Source organism: Acinetobacter endophylla (assembly GCF_053543775.1).
On the sequence record NZ_JBLVOM010000074.1, the window covers coordinates 1 to 548 of the forward strand.

The 548-nt window shown below is 35.4% G+C and carries 1 protein-coding gene; it reads right to left on the minus strand.

Annotated elements, in window-relative coordinates; translation table 11 throughout:
• On the minus strand, nt 1-548 hold a 548-nt coding region (locus ACNPNW_RS04930; RefSeq protein WP_448766624.1), incomplete at both ends, for a hypothetical protein.

Consider the following 548-nt stretch of genomic DNA (forward strand, 5'->3'; position numbering starts at 1 on the left):
CGGTTAATCTTTGACGGTAAACTTCATTTTGATAGCCAGCTACTTCAATAATTGTGGTCGGTAGAGTATCTAACAAAATTATATCCGGACGTAAGTCCAGAAAATGTTCCGTTACATTGCCTACTAGCGGTTTATTGAATTTTCGATTATTCTCCCTTAAGTACTGAACCATTGTTTTTTCATAACTAGATTCAACCGGGATACCGGTAAAAGGCTCAGCCGGTTCAAATATTAGTTCGAAGTCTTGTAACGTATCGTTTTTATCAATTTTATAGAGTATCCAATAGCCCGTTGATACGTTTCTGGCTGTCAATGTGGCTGAGCTATAAACTGATTTTAATATACTAATATCTCCCAATCTTACGGAATGATCGTCTAAAGAAAATATAGGGAGTTTCACTGTGTTAGGGCTTGATTCGGATACTTCGCCAGGAAAATTAGTTTTATCTCCCCAGGCAATTAAAATACGATGCTTTCGATAGTTGTACCAGCTTTTTTCATCTTTAGCCAAATAGATATTATTAGAATTTAATTCAATCTTATCTATC